Annotated in this window: 14 protein-coding genes and 1 pseudogene; 10 read left to right on the top strand and 5 right to left on the bottom strand. The window is 70.0% G+C overall.

Annotated elements, in window-relative coordinates; translation table 11 throughout:
- Positions 1–17 precede the first annotated feature (17 nt).
- The 7 genes from MCHUDSM44219_RS24345 (at position 18) to MCHUDSM44219_RS30205 (ending at position 6,453) form a co-directional block, all read left to right on the top strand.
- Complete coding sequence (locus MCHUDSM44219_RS24345; protein WP_043404111.1) at positions 18–317, top strand: Rv0250c family protein; 300 nt, start codon at positions 18–20, stop codon at positions 315–317.
- A gap of 91 nt (positions 318–408) precedes the next feature.
- Positions 409–1,230, top strand: coding sequence for a succinate dehydrogenase subunit SdhC (locus MCHUDSM44219_RS24340; protein ID WP_048420842.1), 822 nt, complete (start codon positions 409–411; stop codon positions 1,228–1,230).
- Between the two features lie 49 nt (positions 1,231–1,279).
- On the top strand, positions 1,280–3,208 hold the full coding sequence (locus tag MCHUDSM44219_RS24335) for a fumarate reductase/succinate dehydrogenase flavoprotein subunit (protein ID WP_048420841.1): 1,929 nt from the start codon (positions 1,280–1,282) through the stop codon (positions 3,206–3,208).
- A 3-nt stretch (positions 3,209–3,211) separates the two neighbouring features.
- Positions 3,212–3,964, top strand: coding sequence for a succinate dehydrogenase/fumarate reductase iron-sulfur subunit (locus MCHUDSM44219_RS24330; RefSeq protein WP_048420840.1), 753 nt, complete (start codon positions 3,212–3,214; stop codon positions 3,962–3,964).
- Between the two features lie 87 nt (positions 3,965–4,051).
- Positions 4,052–4,447 (top strand): hypothetical protein, encoded by a 396-nt coding sequence (locus tag MCHUDSM44219_RS24325; protein ID WP_048420863.1) that lies wholly within the window; start codon positions 4,052–4,054, stop codon positions 4,445–4,447.
- A gap of 30 nt (positions 4,448–4,477) precedes the next feature.
- The gene (locus tag MCHUDSM44219_RS24320) at positions 4,478–6,217 is read left to right on the top strand and encodes an acyl-CoA dehydrogenase family protein (protein ID WP_048420839.1); all 1,740 of its coding nucleotides are present in this window, start codon (positions 4,478–4,480) and stop codon (positions 6,215–6,217) included.
- 92 nt (positions 6,218–6,309) lie between these two features.
- Positions 6,310–6,453: a hypothetical protein gene (locus MCHUDSM44219_RS30205; RefSeq protein ID WP_162232104.1), complete on the top strand. Its 144-nt coding sequence runs from the start codon at positions 6,310–6,312 to the stop codon at positions 6,451–6,453.
- A gap of 12 nt (positions 6,454–6,465) precedes the next feature.
- Here the strand turns inward: MCHUDSM44219_RS30205 and MCHUDSM44219_RS24315 are convergent, their stop codons facing one another.
- Positions 6,466–6,963, bottom strand: a complete 498-nt coding sequence (locus tag MCHUDSM44219_RS24315; RefSeq protein ID WP_048420862.1) for a flavin reductase family protein — start codon at positions 6,961–6,963, stop codon at positions 6,466–6,468.
- An 84-nt stretch (positions 6,964–7,047) separates the two neighbouring features.
- On the opposite strand from MCHUDSM44219_RS24315, the gene MCHUDSM44219_RS24310 reads away from it, so the two are divergent.
- Positions 7,048–7,713 carry a GAP family protein gene (locus tag MCHUDSM44219_RS24310; RefSeq protein WP_048420838.1) on the top strand — a complete coding sequence of 222 codons (666 nt, stop codon included), beginning with the start codon at positions 7,048–7,050 and terminating at the stop codon, positions 7,711–7,713.
- A 6-nt stretch (positions 7,714–7,719) separates the two neighbouring features.
- Here the strand turns inward: MCHUDSM44219_RS24310 and pe are convergent, their stop codons facing one another.
- From pe to MCHUDSM44219_RS24290, 4 genes are all read right to left on the bottom strand, one after another.
- On the bottom strand, positions 7,720–8,847 hold the full coding sequence (gene pe, locus MCHUDSM44219_RS24305; protein WP_048420861.1) for an acyltransferase PE: 1,128 nt from the start codon (positions 8,845–8,847) through the stop codon (positions 7,720–7,722).
- 33 nt (positions 8,848–8,880) lie between these two features.
- Positions 8,881–10,617, bottom strand: coding sequence for an AMP-binding protein (locus tag MCHUDSM44219_RS24300; RefSeq protein WP_269084105.1), 1,737 nt, complete (start codon positions 10,615–10,617; stop codon positions 8,881–8,883).
- Positions 10,618–10,724: 107 nt separating this feature from the next.
- Entirely contained in the window at positions 10,725–13,727 is a 3,003-nt protein-coding gene (locus MCHUDSM44219_RS24295; protein ID WP_048420837.1) for an MMPL/RND family transporter, read from the bottom strand.
- Positions 13,728–13,763: 36 nt separating this feature from the next.
- Positions 13,764–15,185, bottom strand: coding sequence for a condensation domain-containing protein (locus tag MCHUDSM44219_RS24290; RefSeq protein WP_048420836.1), 1,422 nt, complete (start codon positions 15,183–15,185; stop codon positions 13,764–13,766).
- Between the two features lie 199 nt (positions 15,186–15,384).
- On the opposite strand from MCHUDSM44219_RS24290, the pseudogene MCHUDSM44219_RS31355 reads away from it, so the two are divergent.
- A pseudogene (locus MCHUDSM44219_RS31355) lies at positions 15,385–19,845 on the top strand (type I polyketide synthase); the annotation flags it as partial.
- Positions 19,846–19,912: 67 nt separating this feature from the next.
- Positions 19,913–26,433, top strand: a 6,521-nt coding sequence (locus MCHUDSM44219_RS31350) for a type I polyketide synthase (RefSeq protein WP_236695578.1), incomplete at its 5' end; no start/stop codon positions are given.
- Between the last annotated feature and the right edge of the window lie 45 nt (positions 26,434–26,478).

Genomic DNA, 26,478 nt, shown 5'->3' with positions numbered 1-26,478 from the left:
CAGCCCAAGGAGGTCACTTGTCCAGCAGCACCACCGAGCTCGCCGAGCTTCACGATCTGATCGGAAGCCTTCGGCGTTGCGTGACATCACTGGCGTCGCGATACGGGGACAGCCCAGCTACCCGTCGCATCGTCAACGATGCCGAACGCATCCTCAACGATATCGATCGACTCGATATCGACGCCGAGGAACTGGAACTCGCGCGCGGTCTGTCCCGGCATCACCATGTCGGCGAACGCATCCCGATTCCGGATACGCAGTACGACACCGATTTCTGGCGCGGCGTCGACGACGAGGGGCTGGGCGGAACGCACTGAGCCGGGGAGTGCCCGGTCGGGCACACCGGGCTCGTGCGACAGTCGAGTGCGCGAGTCGAGTTCGTCAAGAAACATTCATCGAGAGGGAAACGTGAGCGCACCCACCGCCGACCGCAAGGCGACAGGCGTCTTCTCCCCGGGCCGAGCCCAGATCGCCCAGCGCACGCTGCGCACCGACAACTGGCTCAAGGCGCCCATCGTCACGGATCTGGGTTTCGCCGCGTTCATCATCTACGCCACGGTGCGGGCGTTCATGCAGAACAACTACTACGTCGCCGAATACCACTATCTGACGCCGTTCTACTCGCCGTGCATCAGCAAGGGGTGCGTGCCCGAGGCCAGTCATTTCTGGCCGCAGATCCTGCCGGACGTCTGGTGGCTGCCCTACGCCGCACTGTCGCTGCCGTTCCTGCTGCTGTTCCGGTTGACCTGCTACTACTACCGCGGCGCCTACTACCGCACGGTGTGGCAGTCGCCGACGGCCTGCGCCGTGGCCGAGCCGCACGCGAAATACACCGGCGAGACCCGTTTTCCGCTGATCCTGCAGAACACCCACCGGTACTTCTTCTACATCGCGGCGCTCATCTCGGTGATCAACACCTACGACGCCATCATCGCTTTCCGCTCCCCGTCCGGCTTCGGGTTCGGGCTGGGCAACGTGATCCTCGTCGTCAACGTGATCCTGCTGTGGACCTACACGATCAGCTGCCACTCCTGCCGGCACGTCGCCGGCGGACGGCTCAAGCACTTCTCCAAGCACCCGGTCCGCTACTGGATGTGGACGCAGATCAGCAAGCTCAACACCCGGCACAAGCTCTACGCGTGGATCACGCTGGGCACGCTCATGCTGACCGACTTCTACGTCATGCTGGTGGCCAGCGGCACCATCTCCGACCTGCGGTTCATCGGCTGAAACACAAGGCGCACAGAGTTTTTCATTGATCAAGGACGAGTGAGGGTTGATGGCTTCGGACGAAGCGGAAATCGAACGGCACGAATACGACGTCGTCGTGATCGGCGCCGGGGGGGCGGGACTGCGCGCGGTGATCGAGGCCCGGGAACGGGGCCTGCGCGTCGCGGTGGTGACGAAATCGCTGTTCGGCAAGGCCCATACCGTGATGGCCGAAGGCGGCTGCGCCGCGGCCATGCGTAACGTCAACACCAAGGACTCCTGGCAGGTGCACTTCGGTGACACCATGCGCGGCGGGAAGTTCCTGAACAACTGGCGGATGGCCGAACTGCACGCCCAGGAGGCCCCCGACCGCGTGTGGGAGCTCGAGACCTACGGCGCGCTCTTCGACCGCACCAAGGACGGCAAGATCAGCCAGCGCAACTTCGGCGGGCACACCTATCCGCGACTGGCCCACGTCGGTGACCGCACCGGCCTGGAGATCATCCGCACCCTGCAGCAGAAGATCGTGTCGCTGCAGCAGGAGGACAAGCGCGAACTGGGCGACTACGAGGCCCGGATCCGGGTCTTCCACGAGGTCGCGATCACCGAACTCCTCCTCGACAACGGAAAGGTCGCCGGAGCCTTCGGCTACTACCGCGAGACCGGTGACTTCGTGCTGTTCGAGGCGCCCGCGGTGGTGCTGGCCACCGGAGGCATCGGCAAGTCGTACAAGGTGTCGTCGAACTCCTGGGAGTACACCGGCGACGGGCACGCGCTGGCGCTGCGCGCCGGGTCGTCGCTGATCAACATGGAGTTCATCCAGTTCCACCCGACCGGCATGGTCTGGCCGCTGTCGGTGAAGGGGATCCTGGTCACCGAGGGCGTGCGCGGCGACGGCGGAGTGCTGAAGAACTCCGAGGGCAAGCGCTTCATGTTCAATTACATCCCCGACGTCTTCAAGGGTCAGTACGCCGAATCCGAGGAAGAGGCCGACCAGTGGCTCAAGGACAACGACTCCGCGCGCCGCACCCCTGATCTGCTGCCCCGCGACGAGGTGGCCCGGGCGATCAACACCGAGGTCAAGGAGGGCCGCGGCACCCCGCACGGCGGCGTGTACCTCGACATCGCCTCCCGCATGACCCCGGAGGAGATCAAGCGCCGGCTGCCCTCGATGTACCACCAGTTCATCGAGCTGGCTGAGGTCGACATCACCACCGACGAGATGGAGGTCGGACCGACCTGCCACTACGTGATGGGCGGCATCGAGGTCGACCCGGACACCGCCGCCGCCGCGACACCCGGCCTCTTCGCGGCGGGCGAGTGCGCGGGCGGTATGCACGGCTCCAACCGGCTGGGCGGCAACTCGCTGTCCGACCTGCTGGTCTTCGGCCGACGCGCCGGGCTCGGCGCCTCGGACTACGTCCGCGCGATGTCGGCCCGGCCGGCGGTCACCGAGGACGCCGTGGCCAAGGCCCGGGAGATGGCACTGGCGGTGTTCGACGGTCCGGGCGACGGCTCGGCGCCGGAGAATCCGTACTCGCTGCAGCTGGACATCCAGGACACCATGAACAACCTGGTGGGCATCATCCGCAAGGCCGACGAGATGCAGGAGGCCCTGGACAAACTGCAGGAACTCCGGGAGCGCTACAAGCGGGTCAAGGTCGAGGGCGAGCGCAAGTTCAACCCCGGCTGGCATCTGGCGATGGACCTGCGCAACATGCTGCTGGTCAGCGAATCGGTGGCCAAGTCCGCGATGACCCGCACCGAGAGCCGCGGCGGCCACACCCGCGACGACTACCCGTCCATGGACGCCGGCTGGCGCAACCACCTGCTGGTGTGCCGGTCCGAGGGCGACGACCCGGTGGTTCCCGACGTCAGCGTCTCCAAGGAGCGTCAGCCCACCATGCGGTCGGACCTGCTGGAGACGTTCGAACTCTCCGAGCTCGAGAAGTATTACACCGACGACGAACTCCTCGAACACCCGCAACGGAAGGGCTGACCCATGGGTGCCTACAACGCTCAGATGCGCGTCTGGCGCGGCGACGCCTCCGGCGGGGAACTCAAGGACTACACCGTCGAGGTCAACGAGGGTGAGGTCGTCCTCGACATCATCCACCGGCTGCAGCAGACGCAAACCGGCGATCTCGCGGTGCGCTGGAACTGCAAGGCCGGCAAGTGCGGGTCCTGTTCGGTGGAGATCAACGGCCGTCCCCGGCTGGCGTGTATGACGCGGATGTCGACGTTCGGGGAGGACGAGGTTGTCACCGTCACCCCGCTGCGCACCTTCCCGGTGATGCGGGACCTGGTGACCGACGTGTCCTTCAACTACGAGAAGGCCAGGGAGATCCCGTCCTTCACGCCGCCGAAGGACCTGCAGCCCGGCGAGTACCGGATGCAGCAGGAGGACGTGAACCGCAGCCAGGAGTTCCGCAAGTGCATCGAGTGCTTCCTGTGTCAGAACGTCTGCCACGTCAACCGTGACCACGAGGAGAACAAACTGGCGTTCTCCGGTCCCCGGTATCTGATGCGGCAGGCCGAGCTCGACATGCATCCGCTCGACGTGCACGGCCACCGCGCGGAGCAGGCCCAGGAGGAGAACGGCCTGGGCTACTGCAACATCACCAAGTGCTGTACCGAGGTGTGCCCCGAGCACATCAAGATCACGGACAATGCGCTGATCCCGATGAAGGAACGCGCCGCCGACCGCAAGTACGACCCGGTGGTGTGGCTGGGCAACAAGCTGTTTCGGCGATGAGCGCTTGCGCGAAGAGCAGAAGGCGCAGGAAGTAGCACCGTGACCGGCGCGCCGGTGGCGGCGGACAACGTTGCCGTCGCCGGATCGATCTCGACGTCGGGCAGTGCCGCGGTGGCCGGCTCGATCGGCACCGTCAACAGCGCGGCCGTCGCGGGATCCATCGCCACCGCGGGCAGCGCCGGCGTCGCCGGATCCGTCGCCACCGCGGGCAGTGCGGCGGTGGTGCGCTCGATCGTGACGGCGGGCAGCGCCGGTGTGGCCGGATCCATCGCCACCGCGGGCAGCGCCGCGATCGCCGGGTGTGTGCTGACCGTGCTGTGCATCGCGTGCCGCGGCTGCCTCGCCTGCCTGGGCTGCATCGACTGCGGCCGGTGCCGGGCCTGCGTCGGCTGCGTGAGCTGCGACGACTGCATGGGCTGCGTCGGGTGCGTGAACTGCTCGGGGCTGCGCAATGCGGTCGGTCTGCGCGACGTTCACGCCTGACCGCGCGTCCGGCACGCTAGATTGCCACCCATGCCGACTGCACGCCCCCTGCTGCTCAACCCGCACTCCTTCGATCCCCCGCATCTCGACGCGGAATCCCGCCGCCAGCTGCGCGCCCTGATCGACTGGTTCGAGCAGCGTGGCAAGGACCGGCTGCTGCGCGACGACCTCGATGCGGCGTGGGTGTCGGACTTCCTGGACTTCGTCAAGCAGGAACGACTCTTCGCGACGTTCCTGACGCCCTCGGAGTTCTCCGGCGGGGACGCCGACAAGCGCTGGGACACCTCCCGCAACGCGGTGCTCAGCGAGATCCTCGGTTTCTACGGGCTCTCCTACTGGTACGCCGAGCAGGTCACCATCCTCGGGCTGGGACCGATCTGGCAGAGCGACAACGTCAAGGCCAAGGAGAAGGCGGCCGCCCAGCTCGAGGCCGGCGGCGTGATGGCGTTCGCGCTGTCCGAGCGCGAGCACGGTGCCGACATCTACAACACCGACCTGCTGCTCACCCCCGCGGAGAACGACAGCGAGGGCGTGCTGTTCCGGGCGTCCGGCGAGAAGTACTACATCGGCAACGGCAACGTGGCCGGCATGGTGTCGGTGTTCTCGCGGCGCACCGACGTCGACGGCGCCGAGGGCTATGTGTGGTTCGTCGCCGACAGCGGCCACGAGAACTACGAGCTGATCGGCAACGTCGTGCACGGCCAGATGTTCGTCAGCACGTTCCGGCTCAACGACTACCCGGTGTACGAGGAGGACATCCTGTGCACCGGGCCGGAGGCCTTCTCGGCGGCGCTGAACACCGTCAACGTCGGCAAGTTCAACCTGTGCAGCGGCTCGATCGGCATGTGCGAGCACGCCTTCTACGAGGCCATCACCCACGCCAACAACCGGATCCTGTATGGCAACCCGGTCACCGTGTTCCCGCACGTGCGCGCGAACTTCGTCGACGCCTACTCGCGGCTGATCGCGATGAAACTGTTCAGCGACCGCGCCATCGACTACTTCCGCAGCGCCAGCCTGGAGGACCGTCGCTACCTGCTGTTCAACCCGGTCACCAAGTCCAAGGTCACCTCCGAGGGCGAGAAGGTGGTCACCCTGCTGTGGGATGTGTTGGCCGCCAAGGGTTTCGAGAAGAACACCTACTTCAGCGAGGTGGTCCGGCTGATCGGGGCCCTGCCGCGGCTGGAGGGCACCGTGCACGTCAACGTCGCCCAGATCCTGAAGTTCATGCCGAACTACATGTTCAACCCGGCCGAGTACCCGCAGATCGGCACCCGCGACGACGCGGCCGACGATGTGTTCTTCTGGCATCAGGGCCCCGTCGGCGGCGCCTCCAAGGTGCGGTTCGCGGACTGGGCACCGGTCTACGAACGCAACACCGGCATCCCCAACGTCGGACGGTTCTTCGAGCAGGTCACCGCTTTCAAGGAACTGCTGGCCACGGCGGCCCCCGATCAGGATCAGCGCAGCGACCTGGACTTCGTGCTGGTGATCGGCCATCTGTTCTCACTGGTGGTGTACGGCCAGCTGATCCTCGAGCAGGCCGAACTGACGGGCCTCGACGCCGACCTGACCGACCAGATCTTCGACGTGATGATCCGCGACTTCTCCGCCTACGCGGTCGAGCTGCACGGCAAGCCCAGCTCCACCGCCGACCAGCAGGCGTGGGCGCTGTCGGCCATCCGCAAGCCGGTCACCGACTCCGCCCGGTTCGACCGGGTGTGGCACGAGGTGGCGGCCTACGACGGCGTCTACGAGATGAACCCCTGAGTGACCTGGTTCACTCCGGGGTATGTCGGGAGTACGCTCGCGAAGAGCACCACTCAGCGACGGAAGGCAGCGCAGTGTCGCTACACCACCCCTTGAGCACCAACGATATTCGGACCGCCATCCGGGAGATCAGCAGCCGCGCCGAGCTCGCTCGGCGGGAAGGCCGCGCGGCCGACGCCGCGGAACTCGACGAGCGCGTCAGACACTACCGCGACGAACTCGGCTACCGGCCGTAGCCGCCGCCGGGCTCAGGCCCCGAGCCTGCGGAAGGTGCTGCGGTGAAACACGATCGGCGCCACATCGGGGTGCACGGTGATGTTGCTGACCCGCAGCACGACGATGGTGTGGTCCCCGGCGGGCACCTGTTGCTCGATGGCGCTCTCCAACCACACGCTGGTGCCGTGGATGAACACCGCCCCCCGCTCCGATGACGCGGTCTCCAGCCCCGCGAACCGGTCGCCGGTCTTGGCGGCCAGTGTTCGCGCCGCCTCGTCGTGGGACTCGCCGAGCACGCTGATCCCCAGGTAGGGCGCGTCCACCAGCCGGGGCCAGGTGGTCGAGGTGTTCTGCACGCAGAACGACACCAGGGGCGGGTCCAGGGACACCGGAACGAAAGTGCTTGCCGCCAAGCCGACCCGGGTGCCGTCGACCTCCGCGGCGATCGCGATCACGCCCGTCGGGAAATGCCCGAACGCCTCCCGCAGGGACGACGGGCTCAGGTCGATCTCGGAGTGTGTACCGCTCATCGCCTCCATCTTCACACGTCGCCCGGCGCGGCCACCATGATGGGAATCCCCGTGAGTACAACGTGGCTGTAAGTTGACGCCATCATGTGGTTCCCGCTCATGCTGATGGCCCTCGCGGTGAGCCTGGAGCCGTTCCGGATCGGCATGACGGTGCTGATGCTCAACCGGCCGCGGCCCGCCCTGCATCTGCTGGTGTTCCTCGCCGGGGGTTTCGCGATGGGCACCGCGGTCGGGGTGGTGGTGCTGTTCGTGCTGCGGCCTGCGTTGGGATCTGCCCACGTCACGCTCCCGACCGTGCAGATCGTGGTCGGCGCGGTGGTGCTGCTCAACGCCGCCCTGATCGCGGCGGGTGTGATCGGCCGGGTGAACCCGGACGGGAAGGCGGGCCGCACCCTCGGTCCGCTGATGCGGCGGGGACGGCAGTTGCTCGACGGCCGGTCCCTGTGGGCGGCCGGGGCGGCGGGGCTGGGGATCGCTTTGCCGTCGGTCGACTACCTCGCCGCGCTGGCCCTCATCGTCGCCTCCGGCGCCGCTGCGGCCGTGCAGTTCGGCGCGCTCGTGACGTTCAACGTGGTGGCGTTCGCGCTGGTGGAACTGCCGCTGCTGGCGTACCTGGTCGCGCCGAACCGCACGCGGGCGACGCTGACGGCGTTCTACGACCGGGTGCGTGCCCACGGCCGGCGCGGATTCGCCGCGCTGCTCGCCGCGATCGGTGGCGTGCTGCTGGCGGTCGGGGTCGCCGGGCTGTAACCGCACCTATGGCGGGTTGTTGAGGACGTACTGCAGACCCGACAGCAGCTGGGACACCGGGTCGGCGCCGCCGCCGAACGCGGCCTGGGTGGCGGGCGCGGTGACCGCCGCGGGGTCGTACCCGTTGACCGGATCCACCGTGACCGGGGCGGTCGCCGGATCGTCGTTACGGGAGTACCCGGCGTCGACGTAGGGCTGTAGCACCTTGTCGAGGTCGATCAACGTCTCCTTCGGCACCCCGAGGTATTTGAACGGCAGCACCAGTGGCAGGTGCTCTTCGGGGATCATGAACGTCGTCGTCTTCGCCCCCCGCGAATTCACCGTGGTCCGGATGTTGCGCGGGGGCACCATATCGGGCTTGGTGAACGCCACGGCGGTGTGGCCGGTCGCGAGGCCGACGATCGCGTTGGCCACCGACAGCCAGTTGTCCGGACGGTCCGGCCAGTCGGCGATGCTGTCGTAGGCCGAGACGAACTGGTAGGTGTCGTACTGGCTCTCGACCGGCGCCGGGATGCGGTAGTCCAGCGACGGGACCACGCTGCCGACCGGGAAGTTCTGCGTCAGGAAGCTCTCGCCGAACGCGTGCCGGGCCACCGGGTCACCGTAGGTGGCGAAGCTCAACTGGTCCGGCGGCGGCGCGGCCGGATCGTAGGCGAGCTTGGCCTGCACGTCGTTGAGCACCATCGCGCCCTCGGACAGCCCGATGGCGGTGCCGCGGCCGCCCTGGCGGATCGCGTTGATCGTGTTCGGGGTGCCGACGTCGACCGACTCGCCGACGCTGGGCCCGTCGATCCCCAGCCCGGGCATCGACTCGCCGAGTTTGCCGATCCCGGGGAACAGTCGCTCGAGCGTGTGGCCCTGCACCTGCCCGGCGGGATAGTCGACGATCTGCCGTTCCAGGCCGGGGAACCAGTCCGCACCGGTGCGCATGATGTATTCGTCGTACGGGATGCCCAGCACGTGTGCGCCGCCCAGCGCGTAGGCCCGGCCCGGGGTGCCCAGCGGCGGCGGTCCGCCGACGGGGTTGGGGGGCGGGACCGGCGCCGGTTCGTCGGCCGTGGCGACGCCGGGACCGAAACCGCCTGCCACGCCGAGGGTCATCAGCGCCGTGACCGACGCCAGGAGTCTGCGCATCACCACTCCCGTCGAGGATTCGTGTGTGCGCATCTAGGCATCCAACCGCACGAACTGGTCGGCCCGGTAGTGCTCCACACAGGCGGCGCGTCGCACCTTGCCGCTGGTGGTCGTCGGGATCGACCCGGGCGGGACCAGCACGAGGTCCTCGACGTTGAGGCCGTGCACGGTGGAGATCGCGGAGGTGACATCGCTCTTCACCTCGTGCAGCCAGCCCATCGGGTCGGCGTTGATGTCGGTGCGTTTCTTGAGTTCGATGACGGTGACCAGCTTCTCGGTGCTGTTCACCGGCACCGCGATGGCGGCGACGCGGCCGCGGGTGATCTCCTGGACCGTCGCCTCGATGTCCTCGGGGTAGTGGTTGCGGCCGCGGATGATGAGCAGGTCCTTGATGCGGCCGACGATGAACAGCGCGCCGTCGTGGACGAAGCCGAGATCCCCGGTGCGCAGCCACGGTCCGGCGGGAATGCCGGGTGACGGGTCGGTGATCGTCGCGCCGAAGCACTGCTGCTCCTCGGCGGTCCTGCTCCAGTAGCCGGCGGCGACGTTGTCGCCGCACACCCAGATCTCCCCGACGGCGTCGGGCGCGCATTCCGACGACGTGTCGACGTCGACGATGCGCACCACCGGTGAGGCGGGCAGCGCGTAGCGCACCAGCGCCGAACCTCCGGAGTCGCGCCGACGTACGCGGCCCGCCGAGAGTTCGTCGGTGTCGAAGCGCAGCACCTCCGCCGATTCGTTCCACGTGCCCGACGCGACGAACACCGTCGCCTCGGCCAGACCGTAGGAGGGACGCAGCATGTGGTCGCGAAAGTTGAAGTGCGCGAAGCGATCCGCGAAACGCTCGAGGGTGGCCGGATCGACGCGTTCGGCACCGTTGATGATGCCCAGCACGCCGCCGAGGTCCAGCCCGGCCAGCTCGGCGTCGGTGGTCTTGCGGGCGGCCAGCTCGAAGGCGAAGTTCGGTGCGGCCGAGAAGGCACGCTCATTGCGGGCCAGCGCCCGCATCCACCGCGCAGGCTGTTCCAGAAACGCCACCGGGCTCGTCAGGTCGGCGCGGAAGCCGCCCAGGATCGGCGCACACACCCCTAGGACCAGGCCCATGTCGTGATAGAAGGGCAGCCACGACACGATCGTCAGGCCTGTGGTCTGCTGACCGGCGAACAGGCCGCGCATCAGCTGCTCGAAGTTCACCGCCAGGTTGCGGTGGGAGATCATCACGCCGGTGGGCAGCCGCGTGGACCCCGAGCTGTACTGCAGGTACGCGGTGTCCGGCAGGTCGGTCGCGACGAGGCCGGCCGCGCCGTCGGCGTCGAGGTCGAGCGCGTCGATCTCGAGGATCCGCGGCGCCGGATCCAGCCGCGCGCTGTCGACGTAGTCGCCTACGTCGGCGGCGGCCGCGGACGTCGTGAGGACCACCGCCGGGGTGGTGTCGGCGAACACGGCGCTGACCCGCTCGTGACTGGACCCGCGGTGCGGCAGCGGCAGCGGCACCGCGACGAGCCCGGCCTGCATCGCCCCCAGGAACGCCAGGATGTACTCCAGCCCCTGCGGGGCGAGGATCACCGCCCGATCCCCGGCGGCGCCGAACGCCTGGATCTCCCGCGCCACGGCCATCGTCCGGCGGGACAGCTGCGCCCAGGTCAAGGTGTGGGCGCGGCCCGCGGGGTCATCGGCGTAATCGGTGAACGTGAACGCGATGTCGTCGGGACGCAGGGCCGCGCGACCGTGCAGCATCGACAGCACCGACGACGGTCCGGTCGACGTCACGACGCGTCCACCGTGAATTCAGCGAGAAGCTCGCTCATCCGTACCCCCGACCACTGACGTTTCCGTAGTTTCACACACCTCGACCGTCACCGCGAACCCCCACACCGTCACCCGGTCGCGGCGGGCGTAAGTGTCTCCGGCGGCGCCGCGCTCACCCGGGACGGCCACCAGTTCGCCCGCCCGACCAGTGCGGCGATCGCCGGCACCGTGATGGTGCGCACCACGAAGGTGTCCAGCAGGATGCCGACCCCGATCACGAAGCCGCCCTGGACGACGATGCCGATCGACGAGAACAGCAGACCCGCCATCGAAGCGGCGAAGATCAGGCCGGCCGCGGTGATCACGCCGCCGGTCGAACTCAACGTGCGGATGACGCCGTAGCGCACGCTGTGCGGGGACTCGTCGCGCAGCCGCGACACGAACAGCATGTTGTAGTCCGCGCCGACGGCGACCAGCACCACGAACGCCAGCGGCGGCACCGTCCAGTGCAGCGGCTGGCCCAGGATCCACTGGAACGTCACCACCCCGATGCCGATGGCCGCGAAGAACGACAGCACGACCGAGCCCACCAGATACAGCGGCGCGACGATCGAGCGCAGCAGTACCGACAGGGTCAGCAGCACGATCGCCAGCGTCACCGCGATGATGAACCGGATGTCGCGCTCGTAATAGTCGCGGGTGTCGCGCAGCGCCGCCGGGTACCCGCCCATCGAGATCGTGGCGTCGGCCAGCGTGGTGTTGGGCTGCGCGCCGCGGGCGATGTCGTTGATCGCGTCGACCTGGTCCATCGCCTCGGGACTGAACGGGTTGAGCTTGGTCTGCACCAGGTAGCGCACCGAGTGGCCGTCCGGGGAGATGAACGCGGCGGCGGCCTTCTGGAACTCGACGGCGTTCAGCACCTCGGCCGGGATGTTGAAGCCCGCCATCGCCGAGCCGGCCGCGTCGTGACGCATGGTCAGCAGGAACGTCGACGCCTGGTCCAGGCCGGAGGCCAGGACCTTGATCTGCTCGACGAGCTCGTCGACGCCGCCGGCCACCTGCCGGCTGCCGCTGGCCAGGCGGTCGGTGTTGCGCTGCAGATCGGTCAGGCCCGCACGCGCCCCCGCGGGGGTGTCCAGGCCCATGGCCGAGATCGTCTTGGTCAATTTGGCGAACGCGGTGTTGAGCTGGTTGACGGTGGCGGTCAGGCTCTGCCGGTCGTCCACCCCCTGCAGTTGCCCGGCGAGCTTGTTGATCTCGTCCACGCGGCCGTCGTTGCGGGCGGCGACCAGCTTCTCGAACTGCTGGCGGGTGTCGACGCAGGAGGGGTTGGCGTCGCAGACCTGATTGCCCTGCAGCGCGACCAGCACCGGACCGATCCAGCCGAACATGTCCTTCACGGCGCGGAAGTTCACGCCCATCGACAGGCCGAGCTTGTTCACGCTGTCGACGAGTTTGGCGGCGGTCGCGACATCGCGCACCAGCTTGTCGCCGCCGTACTCGGCGCGGGCCGAAGAGAACGTGTCGATCAGACCCTGCAGGCTCGGTGCGATCTCGTTGACCTGGGCGCGCACGTCGCCGAGGCTGTCGGCGAGGGTGTCGGCGCCGGCCACCAGCTTGTTCAGGTCGCCGCTGCGTTCGCCGATCTGCGCCGAACCCGCGGCCAGCCGGTCCCCGACGATGCCGGCCTGGAAGGTGGCCCGGAACTCGGCCGGCACCTCACCCAGCGGCCGGGTGATGCCGCTGACCAGCGCGACGTCCGGCAGCTGGGCGATCCGCGACGCCATCTGTTCCAGGTCCGCCAGCGCGGCCGGCGAGCGCAGATCGCGCGGCGACTGCACGAGGATGTACTGCGGGATGGACTGGCTGATCGGGAAGTGGCGTTCCAGCGCCGCGTAGCCGACCGAGCTGGGCGCCGACGGGGACACCGTCTTGCGGTCGTCGTAGTTGAACTTCGCGAACCCGGCGGCACCGGCCAGCAGCACCAGCACCAGCACGCTGGCCACCAGATGCGGCACCGGGTTGCGCACGATCCGGATGCCCGAGCGCCGCCAGAACCGGGCCGTCAGTTCGCGGCGCGGCGCGATCCAGCCGCGCGGCCCGGCGAGCACCATGATCGCCGGCAGCAGCGTGACCCCGGCGAGGAACGCGACCGCGACGCCGATCGCCGCGGACACCCCGATGGTCTTGAACACGCCCATCGTCGCGAAGCTCATCGCCAGGAACGTGATGCCGACCGTCGTGGCCGACGCGGTGATGACCTTCCCGATCGAGATCATCGCCCGGGTGACCGCGTCGTCGACGTCGGCGCCCGTCCGCACGTAGTCGTGGTAGCGGCTGATCAGGAACACCGCGTAGTCGGTGCCGGCGCCGGCGAGGATCGCGCTGAGGAACACGATCGACTGGTTCGAGACCCCCGAGCCGGTCAGCTGGGAGTAGCCGGCGACCACCCCCTGGGCGATCAGCACCGACGCGCCGATCGTCACCAGCGGCAGCAGCATCGTCACCGGGTTGCGGTACACCAGCAGCAGCACGGCCAGCACCAGCACGGCGATCGCGATCTCGATGGGCAGCCGGTCGTGCTGACCGGCGACGGTCAGGTCGGCGACGGTGGCCGCGGGACCGGTGACGTGCACCGCGAGCGGGCTGCCGCGTGGCGGGGCGTGATGGGCGATCACGTCGGCGACGCGGTTGAACGACTCGTAGGCCCGCGGCGTGCCGAGCTCCCCGACCAGCGTCACCGGCAGCACCCACGTCGTCTTGTCGTCGCTGGTGAGGAACTTGCGCAGCTGCGGGGTGCTGACGAAGTCCTGCACCGACACGACGTCGGTGACGTCGTCGCGCAGCGCGTCGACGACGTCACGGTAGACGGCCTCGTCGGCCGGGGTGAGTCCCGCGTCATCGATGAACGCGACGACGAGCAGGTTGTCCGAGCCGGGTTCGCGGAACGCGTCGGCCATCTTCGTCGCGGTGACACTCGAGGGTGCGTCGGCGGGCAGGATGACCAGCGGGTGCTTCTGCGCCATCTCCCCCAGGGACGGGAACGTCAGCGGCAGGGCGACCGCCATCGCGATCCACACCGCGATCACGGCCCACGGGAACCGCACCACGAGACCGGCTAGCCGCCGCATGTCGCCGTCACCCCCGACCCCTCGCCGTGCCGCACGCTATGCGACGCGTCCCCACTGGCCGCTGTCGGCGACCAGTGCCGACACCGACGTCATCGCCTGCATGTAGCGGTCGACCGATTTTCTGGCGACCGGGTTGTCGGGATGCATGATCGCCATGACCGTGCCCTCGCCGTAGCGGAAGATGTAGATGGTGAGCTGATAGGAGTATCGGCCGTCAGGATAGATCCCGATGTTGTCGGCCAGACCCATTTCGCCGGCGGCGAGGATAGCGTTCAAGGGCGCGGCCCCGCCGTGCAGGAAGTTCGACACCGGGAAGTTCGCCTGCGGCCAGTTCAGCCACGGCGCCAACTCCAGCACGCGGTAGTACGGCACCTTCGCCATCGCCAGCCCCGAATCGAACGAGGACTGCGCCGACCACGCGGCGTCGCTGAACGAGGCGGCCCCGATCGGCACCACGATCGGGATCAGGCCGGTGAACCAGCCCTGCGTCATGAAATTGTCCGAGGCGGTGCGCGAATCGCGCGGCGTCAGCCCGTAGTAGGTGAGCGCGCCGGTCAGCTCGTGCTCCACCTGGGCCAGGCAGGCGAACAGGCCCCCGACGAACCGCGCGCCCGCGGCCGAACAGGCCGCCTCGAAACGGTCAGTCTGCGCGCTGTCCAGCAGCACGTGCGAGGTCATCGTGCTGCGGGTGGACTGCTGCGGATCCCCGAGCGGCAGCGGGAACTCGGGGAAGCCGCCGGAGTTGTTCTCCGCGAAGTCGATCCAGGTCTGCACGCCGGGCGAGTCCACGGTGAGCTCGTCGGTGAACTCCCGCTCCCGCACACAGAAGGCGTCGAAGCTCCCGGCGTCGGGCAGCACCAGGGCGTTTCCGCCGCCGCTGAGCGCCGAATACATCCCGTTGGCTTCCATCATCGTGGTGCCGATCAGCGTGGCGTCGCCGTGCACGTGATCCATCGAGGCGAAGAAGCTGAAGTGGTTCTCGCACTGGATGACCCCGAACGTGAAGCAGCCCCATTCCAGCGGGCTCGGGATGTCGACGACGTGGGCGTGGATCTCGTCGACATCCATGTGACCGTGGGTGACGGGGACGAACTCGATGTCGTCGGGGTCGGTGAGGGCGTGCCGGATGAACTCGCCGTCGCCGGTCTGGGCGAACCAGCTGCGGAACGTGTCGTGCCGGCGCAGATAGGCGTTGACCGCGTGATCCATCGCGGCGATGTCGCACTGGCCCGCGACGTCGCAGCTGGCGATGATCTGGCGGGAGAAGTTCAGCCCCTCGCCGCTGCGCCGGCAGTAGTTCTGCAGGTGCTGGCCCTGCATGTAGCTGACGGGCACCGCGCTGACCGGCGCCTGGCGTGCCTTCTCGACTGCCGCCGTGGTCGGATGCCACGAGGTGACCGATCCGGCCGTCAACGACCATTCGTCCAGTGCGCCGACCGTGATCTTCCCGATGCGCACTCCGCGGTCCTCCCCCGTCCTGCCCGTCGCCGTCCGGCAGGGCCGTTCATCGCTGGATCAACTTACCGAACGGGTGGTCATGGCGCGCCGAAGCCGGGCACCGAAAGGACCTTCGCCCCTGTCGCTACACCGCCCGGGGAGCCGGACGGCGTGCGATAGTAGCCGTCGACGTGATCCTGGTCGGGGGAAGGACAACCACGTGGTGTCTGTCGAAGGTCGAAGCGACCCTGTCGCTCGCTTTGCCGTCGTCGGCTACGCGGCCCGATTCCCCGGCGCCCCGGACGCCGACGCGTACTGGGAGCTGCTGCGCGAGGGACGCGACGCCATCTCCGAGGTTCCGCCGGACCGCTGGGACGCCGAGGCGTTCTTCGACGCCGACCCCGGCGCCCCGGGCAAGGTGGTGACGCGCCGGGCCGGCTTCGTCGACGATGTGACCGGCTTCGACGCGCCGTTCTTCGGGATGTCGACCCGCGAGGTCCGCCAACTGGACCCGCAGCACCGGCTGCTGCTCGAAACCGCCTGGCACGCCGTCGAACACGCCGGTATCGCACCGTCCACGCTGGCCGGCACCGATACCGGCGTCTTCGTCGGGCTGGCCACCCACGACTACCTCGGCATGGCGTCCGACGAGCTGACGTACTCCGAGATCGAGGCCTATATGGCCATCGGCACGTCGAACGCCGCCGCGGCAGGCCGGATCAGCTACCGGCTCGGGCTGCAGGGGCCGGCCGTCGCCGTCGACACCGCCTGCAGTTCCTCGCTGGTGGCGATCCACCAGGCCTGCCAGGCGCTGCGCCTGGGCGAATGCGACATGGCGCTGGCCGGCGGCGCGAACGTGCTGCTGACCCCGGCGACGATGATCACCTTCTCCCACGCCCACATGCTCGCGCCGGACGGCCGGTGCAAGACCTTCGACGCGGCCGCCGACGGCTACGTGCGCGGCGAGGGCTGCGGGATCATCGTCATCAAACGCCTCGAGGACGCGCTGCGCGACGGCGACCACATCCGGGCGGTCATCCGCGGCAGCGCGATCAACCAGGACGGCGCCTCGGGCGGACTCACGGTGCCCAACGGGGTGGCCCAGCAGCGGGTCATCGCGGCCGCGCTCGACCGGGCCGGCCTCGACCCCCGCGACGTCGACTACCTGGAAGCCCACGGCACCGGCACCTCGCTGGGCGACCCGATCGAGGCGCAGGCCGCGGGCGCGGCGCTCGGCGACGGCCGGGAATTGGACCGGCCGCTGCTGATCGGCTCGGCCAAGACCAATATCGGGCATCTCGAAGCCGCCGCGGGCATCGCGGGCGTCATCAAGGTGATCCTGTCGCTCGAGCACGAGACGCTGCCCAAGCACCTCAATTTCGAGAACCCGTCCCCGCACATCCCGTGGGACCGGCTGCCCGTCGAGGTGGTCAAGGAGACGATGCCCTGGACGCGCGACACGCGGCCGCGCATCGCCGGGGTCAGCTCGTTCGGCTTCGCCGGGACCAACGCCCACGTCGTGCTGGAAGAGGCCCCCGCCACTGTCGCTGCGGATGTTCCCGCCGGAGCGGCTCCGGTGCCTGATGTCGCCGCCGGAGCGGCTCCGGTGTCTGATGTCGCCGCCGGAGCGGCTCCGGTGCTGCGCGTGCTCCCGCTCTCCGCCCGCACCCCCACCGCGCTGCGCACCCTCGCGGGCCGGTACCGCGACTGGCTGACCGAGCACCCCGAGGCCACCCCGGCCGACGTGTGCTTCACCGCGGGGGTGGCCCGCGCGCACGCCGAGCACCGCGCCGCGCTGGTGATCGACTCCCGCGAATCGGCCCTCGACCTGCTCGGCGCACTCGCCGACGACCGCCCGGCCCCCGGGCTGGTCCGCGGTGAATCCTACGAAGCCCCCAAGACCGCGTGGCTGTTCACCGGGCAGGGCAGCCAGTACCCGGGGATGGCCCGCGGGTTGTACGACACCGAGCCGGTGTTCGCCGAGACACTGGACGCGTGCGCGGCCGCCGTCGCCGACCTCCTCGAAAAGCCGCTGCTCGAAGTGATTTTCGACAACGACGACGCCGAGGCGCTGCGACTGACGTCCTACGCCCAGCCGGCGCTGTTCGCGGTGGAGATGGGGCTGGCTCGGCTCTGGCAGTCCTGGGGGCTGGAGCCCGACGTGGTGCTCGGGCACAGCGTCGGCCAGTACACCGCCGCCTGCGTGGCCGGCGTGTTCGACCTCGCCGACGGCGCCCGGCTGATGGCCGAGCGCGGACGGCTCTTCGCCGGGCTGCCCGCCGGGGGCCGCATGGTCGCGGTCTTCGCACCCGCCGAGCGGGTCGAGGCCGTCACCGACGACGTGCCGAGTGTGTCCGTCGCCGCCTACAACGGCGCGAACACCGTGTTGTCCGGCCCGGCAACGGATCTGGAACGCGCAGTCGCCGGGCTGGTGGCCGACGGCGTGCGCTGCGACTGGCTCGAGACCAGCCACGCCTTCCACTCCGCGCTGCTCGATCCGATCCTCGACGAGTTCGAGGCGGCCACGAACCGGTTCACCTTCGGCCCGCCGCAACGGATCCTGATCGACAACCGCACCGGCACCGCGCTCGGCCGCAGCGTCACCCTCGACGGCGCGTACTGGCGCCGGCATGCCCGCCAACCGGTCCAGTTCGCTTCCAGCGTGCGCACTCTGGCCGAGCTCAACTGCAAGCTGCTGATCGAGATCGGTCCGCGACCGGTGCTCACCGCCGCCGCACTGGCGGCCTGGCCCGACCCGGCCACCAGCCCCCGGGTGATCGCGAGCCTGCGGCCCACCGCCACCGACCAGCGGCAGATCACCGAGGCGCTGGCCGACGCCTACGTCCTTGGCCACCTCCCCGACTTCCGTGCCGTCCGTCCGTCGACGGCGCGCATGCTCGACCTGCCGACCTATCCGTTCGAGCACCGCCAGTACTGGTTCCGCGACGCGCGCGAACCCGCCGAGCGGCAGCAGCGGACGGGCCCGCGCACCGCCGCCATCGGACTCCTCGAAGACGGCCGGATCGACGAACTCGCCGCGCTGCTCGGCGCCACCGAGGACGACACCCGGACCCGAGATATCCTCGGTACGCTTGCCGCGCAACACAATCAACAACGTGACGCGCAGTCGATCACCGACGACCGCTACGAGATCCGCTGGGATCCCGCAGTCGCCACACCGCATGACACCGCCGACACCCCCTCGTGGATCCTGGTCGGCGACGACACCCCCGCCACCCGCCCGCTGATCGACCTGCTGACCGCGCGGGGGCACCGCTACCAGATCCTCGGGCTGCCGCTCTCCGACGCCGAGGAGGCCGACGTCGCCGACGCCGTGCGCAGCGCGGCCGCGGCGGATCCCGCGTTGCGCATCGTGCACATCGCCGGGCTGGACGCCGACGCCTCGACGTCGACGCGATCCCTGCTGCGGATGCAGCACCGGGCGCTGCCGGGCACCCGGCGGCTGTTCCGTGCGGCTGCCACCGCCGAGGTGCGCAGCCCCATCTGGCTCGTCACCCGGGGCGCGCAGCGCGTCGCCGACGGCGACGTGACAGCACCGGAGCAGGCCTGCCTGTGGGGATTCGGCCGCGCCGCCGCGCTCGAGGCCCCGCAGCTGTGGGGCGGGCTGGCCGACCTCGCCGCCGGTACCGCGGAGGAATGGTCGGCGCTGGTGCAGCGGATCGCGACACCGGCCGGCCCGGGCATCCGGGACGATCAGATCGCGCTGCGCGGCCACGACGGCTACGTGCCGCGGCTGATCCGGCGCACCGGCCAGCCGAACGCCCAGGGGCCACAGATCCGTTCGGAGGCAACCTATCTGGTGACCGGCGGGCTCGGCGCGATCGGACTCGAGATCGCCGGTCATCTGGCCGCGCACGGCGCCCGGCACCTGGTGCTCACCAGCCGCCGGGAGCCCGGCGAGGCGGCCCGGCAGCGCATCGCCGCGCTGGCCGAACAGCACGGCTGCGAGGTTCGCGTGGTGGCCGCCGACGTCGCCGACGCCCACGACGTCGCGCGGCTGCTGGCCATGATGCACGCCGAGCTACCCCCGCTGGTCGGGGTGGTGCACGCCGCCGGCGAGATCGGCACCACCCCGATGACCGACCTCACCGACGACGAGATCGACCGCGTGTTCGCCGGAAAGGTCTGGGGGGCTTGGCATCTCGCCGAGGCAGCGGCCGAGCTGAATCTGGACTTCTTCGTCAGCACCTCGTCGATCGCCTCGGTGTGGGGCGGCTTCGGACAGACCGCCTACGGCGCGGCGAACGCCTTCCTCGACGGACTGTCGTGGCGGCTACGCGAGCGCGGTGTCGCCGGTAGCGCCGTGAACTTCGGGCCCTGGGCCGTCGGCATGGCCGACGCGCGGTCGCGGGCGCGGCTCGAGGAGCGGGGCGTCGCGACACTCTCCCCCGCCGACGCGCTGGCAGGTCTGGCGGACGCGATGGCCACGGGCGCCCCGCAGTCCGTCGTCGCCCGCATCGACTGGGCCCGTTTCCTGCCGCTGTACGAGCAGACCGGCCGCCGCGGACTGCTCGCCGAGCTCAATCAGGAACTGCCACAGGCTGTTCCCGCACCCACGGCCAGCGGGCGCACCGCCCTGGTCGAACGGCTCACCGAGGCACCCGTGCAGCAGCGCCGCACACTGCTGATCGACTACCTGCGCGACGCGGTGGCCGAGGTGACGCTGTCCTGCCCGATCCACGCCTACTACGGCGACGACGACGAAATCGCGACGGCCGAGAAGGTCNTGACGCGGGTGGACGCCACCGAGATCCGCGAGGACGCCGGCTTCTTCGACATCGGCATGGACTCGCTGATGGCGGTCGAGCTGCGCCGCCGCATCGAGACCGGTGTCGGCCGCGACATCCCGGCCACGCTGGCGATGGACCACCCGCGGCTGCTCGACGTCGCCGACTACCTGCTCGGCGAGGTGCTCGGGCTCGCCGAGGCGGCGCCGACGCGGCCGGCCACGGTCGTCACCGCCCGCACCGACGATCCGATCGCGATCGTCGCGGTCTCCTGCCGGTTCCCCGGCGCGCCGAACCCCGAGGCATTCTGGGACGTGCTGGCCGGCGGCGTCGACGCGATCCGCGAGGTCCCGGAGGACCGCTTCGACATCGACGAGTTCTACGACCCCGACCCCGACGCACCGGGCAAGACCTACACCCGCTTCGGCGGATTCCTGGACGGGATCGACGGATTCGATCCCGAGTTCTTCGGCATCTCCCCGCGCGAGGCCGTGTGGATCGAGCCCCAGCAGCGCCTGATGCTGGAAACGGTGTGGGAGGGGCTGGAACGGGCGGGCTACTCGCCGGCCTCGCTGCGCGGCAGCCGCACCGGCGTCTTCACAGGCGTGGCGGCCAACGAGTACGCGCACCTGCTCTCGGCCGAGTCGATCGACAAGATCGAGCCGCACTTCATCACGGGCAATGCGCTCAACGCCATCTCCGGGCGGGTGTCGTTCGCGCTCGGTCTCGAGGGCCCGGCCGTGGCCGTCGACACCGCGTGCAGCTCCGCGCTGGTCGCCGTGCACCAGGCCTGCCAGGCGCTGCACTCCGGCGACTGTGACCTGGCGCTGGCCGGTGGAGTGAACGTGCTGCTCAGCCCGGTGACCACCGTCGCCGCCTCCCGAGCGCGCATGCTGTCCCCGGTCGGACGCTGCAAGACCTTCGACGCGTCGGCCGACGGGTACGTCCGCAGCGAAGGCTGCGGCGTCCTGGTGCTCAAACGCCTCAGCGACGCGGTGCGCGACGGTGACCCGGTGTGCGCCGTGATCGCCGGCAGCGGGGTCAACCAGGACGGCGCGTCGAGCGGCCTGACCGTCCCCAACGGCGGCGCGCAGCAACGGTTGATCGGCGCGGTGCTGGCCCGGGCCGGGCTGACGGGAGGGGAGGTCGACTACCTCGAGGCGCACGGCACGGGCACGCCGCTGGGCGATCCGATCGAGGTGCAGGCCGCCGCGGCCGCGTACGGCGACGCGCGCAGCCCCGATCGGCCGCTGCTGATGGGTTCGGTGAAGACCAACATCGGCCACCTCGAATCCGCCTCCGGCGCAGCCGGTCTGATCAAGGTGGTGCTGTCGCTGCAGCACGAGGTGCTGCCCAAGAGCCTGCACTTCGACACCCCGTCGCCGCACATCCCATGGGACACGCTGCCCGTCCGCGTGGTCGACCAGGCCACCCCGTGGCACCCGCACGGCCGGCCCCGCCGCGCCGGGGTGAGCTCGTTCGGTTTCACCGGGACCAACGCCCACGTGCTGATCGAGGAGGCGCCGGCCGCGGCGCCGCCGCAGCCCGACACGGCGCCGGACGCCCCGGTGAGTGTGCTCCCGCTGTCGGCGCGCTCCCCCGAAGCGCTGACGGCGCTGGCGCAGCGGTACGAGGCCTGGCTGGGCGCCCACCCCGACGCCGACATCGCCGACGTGTGCCTGACCGCGGGCACCGGACGCTCCCATTTCGAGCAGCGTGCCGCGCTGGTCGTCGACTCGGTGGACGGGGCCCGCGCCGCGCTGGCCGACCTCGCCGAGAACCGGTTGCGGCCCGGCGTCGTGCGGGGCGAGCACACGCACCGTCCGACGACGGCGTGGCTGTTCACCGGGCAGGGCAGCCAGTATCCCGGCATGGCCCGCGAACTGTTCGACAGCGAACCGGTTTTCGCCGACACGGTGACGCAGTGCGCCGAGGCGGTCGAGGATCTGCTGGCCGAACCGCTGCTCGAGGTGCTGTTCGCCACCGACCGCGAGACCGGCGGTCAGGCCGGAAAACGGTTGCGCCACACCTCGTTCGCACAACCGGCCCTGTTCGCCCTCGAGATGGGGCTGGCCCGGCTGTGGCAGTCCTGGGGCGTCACACCCGATGTGGTGCTCGGCCACAGCGTGGGCCAGTACGCGGCGGCCTGCGTGGCCGGTGTGTTCAGCCTCGCCGACGGCGCCCGGTTGATGGCCCAGCGGGGCCGGCTGTTCGGTGACCTGCCCGAGGGCGGTCGGATGCTGGCGGTGTTCGCCGACGCCGCCCGCGTCGAGGACGCCGCCGGCGGGCATCCCCGGGTGTCGGTCGCGGCGTACAACGGTCCCAACACCGTGCTGTCCGGCCCCGGCGGGGACCTCGAGCAGATCGTCGCGACGTTCGGTGAGGACGGCGTCCGCTGCACCTGGCTGGAGACCAGCCACGCCTTCCACTCCGAACTGCTCGACCCCGTCCTCGACGAATTCGAGTCCTACGCCGCGCAACTGCCGTTCGCCGCCCCGGCGCTGCCGCTGGTCTGCAACCGCACCGGCGCGGTGCTCACCGGCCACACCACGCTGGACGCCGAGTACTGGCGCAAGCACTCCCGTCAGCCGGTGCAGTTCGCCGAGAGCGTGCGCACCGTCGCGGCCCTCGGTTGCTCGGTGCTGATGGAGATCGGTCCGCAACCGGTGCTCACCGGCTCCGCGGTACAGGTCTGGCCGGAGCACCTGCCGGCCCCGCGGGCGATCGCGTCGCTGCGCAAGGGCGTCAGCGACCGCCGTCAGATCGCCGACGCGCTGGCCGCCGCCTACGTCGGCGGCCACCGGCCCGACTTCGCCGCGGTGGCGCGCCGTCCCCGGCACGTCGTGGAACTGCCCACCTATCCGTTCCAGCGTCGCCGCTTCTGGCCCAGAAGTGCGGGCATCACGGTGGACGGCGGGGTCGGCCCCGCGGTGTCCGGGATCCTGGGCAGCGCCAAGGAACTGGCCTCCGGTGACTCGGTGTACACCAGCAGGCTGTCGGTGAAATCGCAGCCGTGGCTGTCCGACCACGTCATCTACGGCACCGTCGTCGTGCCCGGCGCGACCTACGCGGCGATGGCGCTGGCCGCCGTCGGCGCCCCCGCCCGGGCCAGGGACGTCTTCTTCTACGAGCCGATCATCCTGCCGGAGAAGGCGTCCCGCGAGGTGCAGCTGACCCTGCATCCCACCGACGGCGACTGGACCTTCCAGGTGCACAGCCGGCCCTACGGCGAAGCCGGTGCCGACTGGTCGCTCAACGCCGAGGGCCGGGTGCTGGCCGGCACAGAAGACGCAGACACCGCCGATGATGCCTCCGACGCCCCTGCACCCGAACCGATCGACGAGGCCGTCGAGCGGCTCACCCGGATGCGGCCGCAGGAGCTGTTCGAGACGTTCGCCGACCTCGAACTGGCCTGGGGTCCCACGTGGTCGGGATCGCTGAAATCGCTGTGGCTCGGCGACGGCGAGGCGATCGGCGACATCCTCGTCGGCGAGGAACTCACCGAACACCTCGGCACCGAACCGATGCATCCGGTGCTGATGGATCTGTGCACGGGAGTCGCGTTCCCGGCGTTCCCGGCGCTGCTGGCCGCCGAACAGGGCGTCACCGATCTGTACCTGCCGCTGCGGTACGGGCAGGTGTCGGTGGCGCAGAGCATGCCGCGCCGGTTCTACTGCCGCGCCACCTGGCACCGGGCCGCGCTGGACAGTGAGACCCAGGTCTTCGATCTCGACTTCGTCGACCGGGACGGCAACCGGCTGGGCGGTATTCGCGATTTCACCGTCAAACGGGCGCCGCGCGAAGCACTGCTGCGCGGCCTCGGCGGCGACGCGACCCGGCTGCTCTACACCGTGGGCTGGCACGAGGTGCCTCCGCCGGCCGCCGAGGATCCGGTGCCCAGCGGTACCTGGCTCATCGCCGGGTTCGACGAGCTGGCCGCGCTCGTGCCGGGGTGTGTTCCGTTGCCCCGCACCACCGAGTCCCCCGCGCTGGGACGGGTCCTGGCCGACGCGCACCAGCGCGGTGTCGGGTTCTCCGGCGTCGTGTGGCGCGCCGCCCCGTCCCCCGAAGACGAATCGGGCGCCGCGCGGGCCGCCCGCCTGGACGGCGAGATCGACCACCTGCTCAGCGCGGTCCATGCCGTGCAGAGCGGGGAGGTGAAGCTGCCCGGCGGACTGTGGATCGTCACCGAACGCGCGGTGGCCTGCGAATCCGGCGAGCCCGTGGACCCCGTCCAGGCCGCCCTGTGGGGATTCGGGCGCACCGTGGCCAACGAGGAACCCGCACTGCGGTCCCGGCTCGTCGACGGCGACGGATCACCGGAAGCCGTCCGTGCGCTGGCCACCCTGCTCACCCACCCCGTCGACGAACCCGAAGTCGCTGTGCGGCAGGGCAAACTGTTGGCCTCCCGGCTGGTGCCGTGGGCGCGCACCGGGCACCTCACCGTCCCCCGGGCGAACGACTACGTGCTCGCGCCCACCGAACGGGGCGCCATCGACAACCTGCGGCTGACCGAGACCGAGGTGGCGCCGCCCGCCGAAGGCTATGTGCAGGTGCGGGTCGAGGCGGCGGGGCTGAACTTCCGCGACGTCCTCAACGTGCTGGGCCTCTACCCCGGCGATCCCGGCCCGATCGGCGGCGACTTCGCCGGCACCGTCACGCACGTGGGTGACGGCGTCACCGGACTCGAGATCGGCCAGCGCGTCTACGGCTCCATGCAGGGGGCGTTCGCCAGCCGGTTCAACGTGCCCTCGCAGTTCCTGGCCCCGATCCCCGACGGGGTGAGCGCGGTCGAGGCCGCGACCATCCCCGCAGCGGCACTCACGGTGCGTCTGTCCTTCGACTGGGCGCGGCTCGAGCCGGGCGACAAGGTGCTGATCCACGCCGCCAGCGGCGGCGTCGGACTGGCGGCCGTGCAGATGGCCCAGCGCTGCGGGGCAGAGGTGTTCGCCACGGCCAGCGCCTTCAAGCGCGAGACGCTGCGCCGGATGGGGGTGCAGCACGTCTACGACTCGCGCAGCACCGATTTCGCCGATCAGATCCTGGCTGACACCGACGGTGCCGGCGTCGACGTGGTGCTCAACAGCCTGACGAGTGAGGGGTTCATCGAGGCGACGTTGCGGGCCACCGCCCACGGCGGCCGCTTCGCCGAGATCGCCAAGCGTGACATCTGGACGCCGGAACAGATGGCGCAGGCCCGGTCCGACATCGACTACGAGATCGTCGCCCTGGACACGGTGATGCTCACCGAGCCCGAGCGCATCCGCGGGCTGCTGACCGAGGTGTCGGAGGGTCTGGCCAAGGGCGAGTGGACGCCGCTGCCCGCGGAGATCTACCCGCTGACGGAGGCCAGATCGGCGTTCCGGCGCATGCAGCAGGCCCGGCACATCGGCAAGATCGTGCTGCAGATACCGAGACCGCTTCAGCCGCAACCTGATCGGACCTATCTGATCACCGGCGGTCTGGGCGCGATCGGGCTGCACACCGCGGCGCATCTGGCGCAGCTCGGTGCCGGCGACATCGTGCTCACCAGTCGCCGCGCCCCGTCCGCCGATTCGGCGCAGCTCCTCGACGACCTCGCCGAACGGCACCGGTGCCGGGTGCACGTCGTGACCGCGGACGTCGGCGACGAGCACGAGGTGACGGCCCTGCTGGACCGCATCCGCGCCGAGATGCCCCCGCTTGCGGGCGTGGTGCATCTGGCCGGCGTGCTCGACGATGCGCTGCTGTCGACGCAGGATCTGCAGCGGTTCCGGAACACGTTGGCCCCCAAGGCCTACGGCGCCGATCACCTCGACCGGTTGACTGGCGACGACGATCTCGACTTCTTCATCGTGTCGTCGTCGGTGTCCAGTGTGTTCGGGTCTCCGGGGCAGGCCAACTACGCGACGGCCAACGCGTTCCTCGACGGTCTGGTCGCGGCGCGGCGGGCCCACGGTCTACCGGCGACAGGCGTGAACTTCGGCCCCTGGGCCCGCGGCGGGATGGCGTCGTCGGAGGCGGCGACGGCCAACATCAGCGCCCAGGGCCTAACCCCGCTCGAACCGTCGGCGGCGCTCAGCGCGCTGTCGGAGGTCGTGGCCAACGGGACCGGGCAGGCGACCGTGCTCAAGGCCAACTGGCAGCGGGCCGCCAAGGTGCTCGGCGCCGCGCGTCCGCCGATGCTCGACCTGGTGCTGCCCAGCGCCGGCGGTGAGGTGACCGGCGACAGCGAACTGCTGCGCCAGCTGCAGGAGATCCCGGTGCCGCAACGCGCCGGTTTCGTCACCGAGTTCCTGCAGCGCGAGGTGCAGAACTTCCTGCGCCTGGCACAGCCGCCGGCGGCGTCGAGCAGATTCCTCGACCTCGGCACCGATTCGCTGATGGCGATCGAGCTGCGCAACCGGCTGCACAGCCAGTTCGGCGGAGCGTTCACGATCAACGCGACCGCGGTGTTCGACTACCCGACCATCGGCGGGCTCGCCGAGTACCTGGTGGGCCAGCTGCCCGATGCCGAACCGCCCGCCGAATCGGCGGACTGACGCCGGGTGCGGCAATTCGAACGGAATCGGGACGTCGCGACCGCG

The sequence above is a fragment of the Mycolicibacterium chubuense genome (assembly GCF_001044255.1).
GTDB lineage: Bacteria > Actinomycetota > Actinomycetes > Mycobacteriales > Mycobacteriaceae > Mycobacterium > Mycobacterium chubuense.
Note: the sequence above shows the minus strand (reverse complement) of the source record. Positions and strands in the feature narration are given on the sequence as shown.

Excerpts from the sequence above, each read along its gene's own strand:
- MCHUDSM44219_RS24320 (WP_048420839.1), top strand. The coding sequence starts at position 4,478 with ATGCCGACTGCACGCCCCCTGCTGCTCAACCCGCACTCCTTCGATCCC.
- MCHUDSM44219_RS24330 (WP_048420840.1), top strand. The coding sequence starts at position 3,212 with ATGGGTGCCTACAACGCTCAGATGCGCGTCTGGCGCGGCGACGCCTCC.
- MCHUDSM44219_RS24335 (WP_048420841.1), top strand. The coding sequence starts at position 1,280 with ATGGCTTCGGACGAAGCGGAAATCGAACGGCACGAATACGACGTCGTC.
- MCHUDSM44219_RS24295 (WP_048420837.1), bottom strand. The coding sequence starts at position 13,727 with ATGCGGCGGCTAGCCGGTCTCGTGGTGCGGTTCCCGTGGGCCGTGATC.
- MCHUDSM44219_RS24315 (WP_048420862.1), bottom strand. The coding sequence starts at position 6,963 with ATGAGCGGTACACACTCCGAGATCGACCTGAGCCCGTCGTCCCTGCGG.
- pe (WP_048420861.1), bottom strand. The coding sequence starts at position 8,847 with ATGCGCAGACTCCTGGCGTCGGTCACGGCGCTGATGACCCTCGGCGTG.
- MCHUDSM44219_RS24310 (WP_048420838.1), top strand. The coding sequence starts at position 7,048 with ATGTGGTTCCCGCTCATGCTGATGGCCCTCGCGGTGAGCCTGGAGCCG.